Annotated in this window: 7 protein-coding genes and 1 pseudogene; 6 read left to right on the top strand and 2 right to left on the bottom strand. The window is 37.2% G+C overall.

Going from position 1 to position 5,355, the window contains the following annotated elements; genetic code table 11:
• Positions 1-506 precede the first annotated feature (506 nt).
• Together ACFINZ_RS08785 and ACFINZ_RS08790 are read right to left on the bottom strand one after the other, a co-directional pair.
• Positions 507-1,562, bottom strand: coding sequence for a type I restriction endonuclease (locus tag ACFINZ_RS08785; protein WP_144755027.1), 1,056 nt, complete (start codon positions 1,560-1,562; stop codon positions 507-509).
• 19 nt (positions 1,563-1,581) lie between these two features.
• Positions 1,582-2,235, bottom strand: a complete 654-nt coding sequence (locus ACFINZ_RS08790; RefSeq protein WP_004856665.1) for a LexA family transcriptional regulator — start codon at positions 2,233-2,235, stop codon at positions 1,582-1,584.
• A gap of 95 nt (positions 2,236-2,330) precedes the next feature.
• Here ACFINZ_RS08790 and ACFINZ_RS08795 point away from each other — a divergent pair, with 95 nt between their 5' ends.
• The 6 genes and pseudogenes from ACFINZ_RS08795 to ACFINZ_RS08820 all read left to right on the top strand — a co-directional run.
• Positions 2,331-2,606 (top strand): helix-turn-helix domain-containing protein, encoded by a 276-nt coding sequence (locus tag ACFINZ_RS08795; RefSeq protein WP_375633226.1) that lies wholly within the window; start codon positions 2,331-2,333, stop codon positions 2,604-2,606.
• Between the two features lie 17 nt (positions 2,607-2,623).
• On the top strand, positions 2,624-2,992 hold the full coding sequence (locus tag ACFINZ_RS08800) for a hypothetical protein (RefSeq protein ID WP_375613947.1): 369 nt from the start codon (positions 2,624-2,626) through the stop codon (positions 2,990-2,992).
• Positions 2,993-3,115: 123 nt separating this feature from the next.
• Positions 3,116-3,433 (top strand): dATP/dGTP diphosphohydrolase domain-containing protein, encoded by a 318-nt coding sequence (locus ACFINZ_RS08805; protein ID WP_375613946.1) that lies wholly within the window; start codon positions 3,116-3,118, stop codon positions 3,431-3,433.
• Positions 3,434-3,441: 8 nt separating this feature from the next.
• The gene (locus ACFINZ_RS08810) at positions 3,442-3,873 is read left to right on the top strand and encodes a hypothetical protein (RefSeq protein WP_375633225.1); all 432 of its coding nucleotides are present in this window, start codon (positions 3,442-3,444) and stop codon (positions 3,871-3,873) included.
• A 405-nt stretch (positions 3,874-4,278) separates the two neighbouring features.
• Entirely contained in the window at positions 4,279-4,749 is a 471-nt protein-coding gene (locus tag ACFINZ_RS08815) for a crossover junction endodeoxyribonuclease RuvC (protein WP_375613944.1), read from the top strand.
• Positions 4,739-5,355 (top strand): annotated as a pseudogene (locus ACFINZ_RS08820) (hypothetical protein); the annotation flags it as partial. The gene ACFINZ_RS08815 and the pseudogene ACFINZ_RS08820, both read left to right, overlap by 11 nt.

Here is a 5,355-nt window from a genome sequence, read left to right on the forward strand (position 1 = left end):
TGGCTTTCATCCAGTGGTCCCGACCGACCAATGTTTTGATCATCATCATAGACAACTAATAAAATTTCATTGGAATTTATAAGAATTGGCTTATCCATAATTTTTCCTCCCTAACGCCTCTTGGCGATTGTTCGTGTTAATGTAATTTAATCTACACCAGATCGGCTTTTGCTTCTTCGTGATATGTTGTTATAGAGGAATATACCGTAAAGGATTATTATGGTCAAGTCATTTTATGCTAAAATGGTTTTTTATAAATGAACTTTAATATTTATTACGAATCGGTTTGAGTATTGTAGCGTTCAGTGTAGAGGCATGATACTTCCTAGTATCCCGTAAAAAAATAAATCAGTTAGCTGTATTTGAAATTTATATGCAGGAAAAATTGGGGCAGTGTGCAGACAGAGCCAATCGATGGGTAGATAACGCCGTAGTTTTTTTATAAAAACTGCGGACGAACAAAAAAACCCCGCTTCAGCGGGGCATACATAGGTTGTTAGAATATCTTATAAATATTTTTTTGCTGTTTCTCTTATTCTGTCTGCAAAATCATAAATATTATCTAGCGTTTCAATACCGACTTTTTCATCAATATCAGTATCGAAAAGGGCTAGTTGCTTATGTTTTCTGTTAAAGTGCAGTCGAACCAACGGCTTTCTGTTATTATTGTCAATTAAAATGGCGCAGTACGACTTTGCATCTCTGATAACAATACGGTCGGCAGAAATAACTTCACGCGCAATTGCCTTGACAATCATGAAGCCTTCAACTTCCTCTTCGGTCGTTATTATGGCATGTTCATTACCAATAGATGTAGCAATATTATCTTGCTTGTCGGTTTCAGTTGTTGTTTGTAAAGCGCTAGAAAGCCGACTTTTTACCGCATCAGATATTACTTCGCGAAACGCATTTTTAGTAACACCTGTGAGCATTTCTAAGACATTAGCAGTCAGGCGCCCTTCATAAACATCCGCACAAGCAACACGAACAAAACCTTCGGACGGATTTTCTATTTCTTTTTGGATGTTTTGTTTTATTCCAGATACATATTTGAGCTGCTCGGCTGTCACCAATATATTTTCAATATTAAATGCTGAGCGTTCAAACTTTTTAAGCTCTGTAAGTACCACAGTATTGTATTCTATTACATCAAAAGTAAGGAATGGCCTATTATCGAGCTTGTTTGCAGCATCAAGATCTGTGTAAAAATGAAAAAATCGACCATTTGTCAAAATCGCGAATTTAGCATTCGTTACACTAAAGTATCGATATAATTGACTTAAATGCTTTGAACTCAATTCGCAAGATATCGGTTTGCACTCAAAAAGAATACGTATCTCACCGTCTATACGGATAGCATAGTCAACTTTTTCACCTTTTTTACCAACGGCATCAGCAGTAAACTCGGGAATGACTTCAAGTGGATCGAAAATATCATACCCAAGTGCGCGCAGAAATGGTAAAACGACCGCTGTTTTGACCGCTTCTTCAGTTAACATAGTATCTGAATGATTTTTGACTTTATCAGCTATTATTTTTAAGCTCTCGTCTACTGTCCCCATTCCCGCTTCTCCTTTGTTTTCAGGGTTTTCTTAAAATCCAAAGAACTTTCCCAACTACACGAATCTCCTCTCCATCAGTTGCCCCATTTATTTTGATAGGTTCTTGATGATTGGGTTCAGTACTTTCAGGCCATAGTTCAAATCCACTAATAGTTTGACGTATACGTTTAGCTGTACGCTCAATCATTTGACCATTGAATCGGCTGCGTTCAACTATCACGAGATCGTTAGGTTCCACATTAATGCCGGCTTTTATTATGTCTACGCAAATAAGTTGATCACCATCACGAGCAATTTTGTTAAGGCAGTTGCCCTCGATTTTTAAAGCAAATTGAAAGTGAGCTGGGTATTTCGAGGTGCTGGGTACATATTCTATGTCATCAAATCCAAAATCCATATCTTCGACCGACATCCACGAGCTAGCAGCAACTTTTCCTATCACCGGTATCATTCCAATAGCATTAGATATGGGATGTATTTCCTCGTTTTCTGGGAAAAGAAGATTAAACGGCTTTACACCAAGATGTGGTGCTAACTTTTCCGCCCACTCTTTGGTTAATTTTCGCTCACCTTTTTCAAGCCGTTTTATTTGAGGTTGCGTGGTACCAGCTTTTTCAGCCAATTTCACCTGTGTGAGTCCCAAATCTTTCCTCAATTTTTTAATTATATGCATGCTCTAAACCTTACACCAAGACTGCTTATTTAACAAAGTCCATAAAGGTATTTTTTTATTGACTAAAACAGTCTTTTATGGTATTTATTTGAATTATGGAAAAATTGAAATCATATCTCACACGAAATAAACTATCTCAAGCCGAATTTGGGAAGCAAGTTGGCGTAGCACAGAGTACGATTAACAGGTATTTACGCGGCTTGCGGTTTCCTGAGCCTGAAATTGTCTTAAAGATTGAAAAGACAACCAATGGTATTGTTCGTCCCGTTGACTGGTATGTCGATTTATACCCACGCCCCTCTCTTGAAGAGGTGGGCGTGCCACTTACTACAGCTGATAACAAACACCCACAGCAGCCTTCACACTCTTAAGAAGAAAGAAAGTAAAGATGGATTATGGTTTAGCGGCAATTATTATACTTTTTACGACCAATGTAATTACGGTTTTTTGTTTGTGGGCCTATCGTAAAGTTTTTTATTTATATCGTAAAAAAGAGCAAAGCTATGTAAATGTTTTGCAAAAATCATATTATACTTTTTATATTTTGAAAGATTTAATACAGGAAATAGGTTTTCCAGAAGGCTGTACAATCGTTTTTAATAATTCTGATTGGAATTTTTCTTTTGATGAAAACAACCATTTAATAGCCAAAAATTCTTTAGGACCAGAATTGTCCATAAAGATGCATGGCGACACAAAATATTTCAAAGAAAACTCTCAAAAAATTTTTGAAAAACACAATCGGTCCAAACATTAAATGTAACGAGATGAGGCATGCAGTGTATTTTTGAATTGAGTAAGTTCATTTTTTTTAATTTATGACTAAACGCTCTGTCATAGCAAACATATAAATACGTAGAGCCTTAAGGGGGGGATAATCATGGTTTTTAAAGCACATAAGAATGACATTGGTAAACCGCGTGTTGATCTTATTCCACCGTTGACACTGATTGAAATCGGTAGAGTTTTAGAGCTTGGAGAAAACAAATACGGTGCAAGCAATTGGCGTCATGGCATGAATTGGAGCCGTTTGTATGGAGCTTCTTTACGTCATTTATTAGCATGGTTTGGTGGAGAGAATAAGGATGGCGAGAGTAATTTATCACACTTGGCACATGCGGCTTGTTGCATTCTTTTTTTAATGGAATGCGAGGCAAAACGGATTGGCCGAGATGACCGCCCTAAAAGCAAAGAATAGAGATCAGAATGAGTTCGAATGAGATTTTAATAGCGGGCTTGGTAGTTTTGGGAGCTTTGCTTGTATGCGGAGCGATGTTGCGTGTTGTATTTTATTATCGCAACAAAGTCAAAGTTCTTAAAGAGCAGGTCTTGACTTTAAAAAGCAGCATAAAAACTCTTGATGAAGAATACGCGTGGTCAAGAAGTGCATCTTCAAAGGACGTGGCAAAGAGAACTAGTGATCTGAATATTGCAATTAAAGAACGCGATAGAGCGATAAAAGAACTACAACAAAGGACTGAAGAACATGAAAAGGCATTCAGAGATGTAAGTGAAGTAGTGATGGCACTAAAAGCAGATGTTCAATCACGTGACGAGGAAATTGAAAGACTAAGACAAGAGCTTAAGCAGCGTGAAGGTGCAGTAAAAACGCCGCCTCATAAGAAGAAAAGAAAGTGAGGGAAAAAAGATGAGTGTGACAGCGATAGCTTTGGGTATTGCATTTGTGATCTTTGATTTACTTATAATCTCCTTTGTTGTCTCGGAAATATTAGACAAAAAGAACGATAAACTCCGTGAGATCATTTCGAAAAAACATAAAATTTTACACGATTTGAAAATGCATATCTTCAAGAATGGGGTGGGAACATGAATCTAGGTGAATTAGTACTCTACTTATTCATATCAATAAATGCAGTGTTTTTTATTGCAATGATGGTTTTTATACTTTTAGTTGCGCCTATTTACATAGTGTATACTTCTGCTCAACCCGTCATAAAAAAGAAGAAAATTCTTAAGGAATTAGATGCTGAGATTGAGAGTTTAAAGCACAAGATTAATGAGAAGTAGGTACTGGTGATTTAGATGTCTCATACAATTCTTTGCCTTGATCTAGGGACTAAGACAGGCTGGGCGCTTCGTGATGCAGATGGTTTTATCACAAGTGATACAGAACATTTTCAATCACGCCGTTTTGAAGGCGGTGGCATGCGTTACTTGCGCTTTAAGAAATGGCTTACTGAACTAAAGAGGTCTGTTGATGAAATTGATGCAGTGTATTTTGAAGAGGTCCGCCGGCATGTGGGTACAGACGCTTCTCATGTTTATGGGGGCTTTCTAGCAACATTAACGGCGTGGTGTGAACATCATCAGATACCGTATGAAGGCATTCCCGTTGGTACCATTAAGAAAGCAATGACAGGCAAAGGGAATGCGTCAAAAGAAGAAATGATTAAGGCAATGCGTGCAAAAGGTCACGCGCCTTGTGATGACAACGAAGCAGATGCTTTGGCAATTTTATATTTAATGAAAGAAGGGGATATACATGTCCGGTAAAATACCATGGACGAGACTGTTTGCCGATAAATGGGCGGTGGTCGTCGATTATTTACCTCCTGTAGAAGGTAATATCTATATGAGATTGCGATTTCGCATGCTTCGTACTGGTGAACCTCTTTTTTGTAATATTAAAGTTTTATCTCATTACACTGGTTATTCAGTAAAGAAATTTGAGACAGCATTGAATGTTTTGCTAGAAGAGGGATACATCATTCGTTTAGAAGATGGTCGTTTATGGAATCTCGATGTTGAAGAAGAATTAAAAAATTGCAATGAGAATCTAAATAAACTTTCAGAAAAAGCTATAAAAGCTGCAAATACTAAGAAAAATAAGCATAAAGATAACTCATCAAAGAACCATGATGATGTCATGATGACGTCATCACGAGGTCATGATGACATCATGATGAAACACATTAACATAGACAATAACATATATAATAAAAAAACTAAAACTATCGTTTTAGAAAAAAAAGAAATTGGTTCTGAAAATTTAGAAACAACCGATTTGGTTGAAGAGCCAATTGAGGTTGATGCTGTTGAGAGCCAATCAGAGCAAAACGCGACATCATCAGAAAACCAACCTCTCATTCACGAGCAAGA

This window comes from Bartonella sp. AA81SXKL (genome assembly GCF_042196945.1).
In the GTDB taxonomy this organism is placed as follows: Bacteria; Pseudomonadota; Alphaproteobacteria; order Rhizobiales; family Rhizobiaceae; genus Bartonella.

Bases quoted from the DNA above. Each gene is read 5' to 3' on its own strand.
- ACFINZ_RS08785 (WP_144755027.1), bottom strand. From the start codon at position 1,562: ATGGGGACAGTAGACGAGAGCTTAAAAATAATAGCTGATAAAGTCAAA.
- ACFINZ_RS08790 (WP_004856665.1), bottom strand. From the start codon at position 2,235: ATGCATATAATTAAAAAATTGAGGAAAGATTTGGGACTCACACAGGTG.
- ACFINZ_RS08795 (WP_375633226.1), top strand. From the start codon at position 2,331: ATGGAAAAATTGAAATCATATCTCACACGAAATAAACTATCTCAAGCC.
- ACFINZ_RS08800 (WP_375613947.1), top strand. From the start codon at position 2,624: ATGGATTATGGTTTAGCGGCAATTATTATACTTTTTACGACCAATGTA.
- ACFINZ_RS08805 (WP_375613946.1), top strand. From the start codon at position 3,116: ATGGTTTTTAAAGCACATAAGAATGACATTGGTAAACCGCGTGTTGAT.
- ACFINZ_RS08810 (WP_375633225.1), top strand. From the start codon at position 3,442: ATGAGTTCGAATGAGATTTTAATAGCGGGCTTGGTAGTTTTGGGAGCT.
- ACFINZ_RS08815 (WP_375613944.1), top strand. From the start codon at position 4,279: ATGTCTCATACAATTCTTTGCCTTGATCTAGGGACTAAGACAGGCTGG.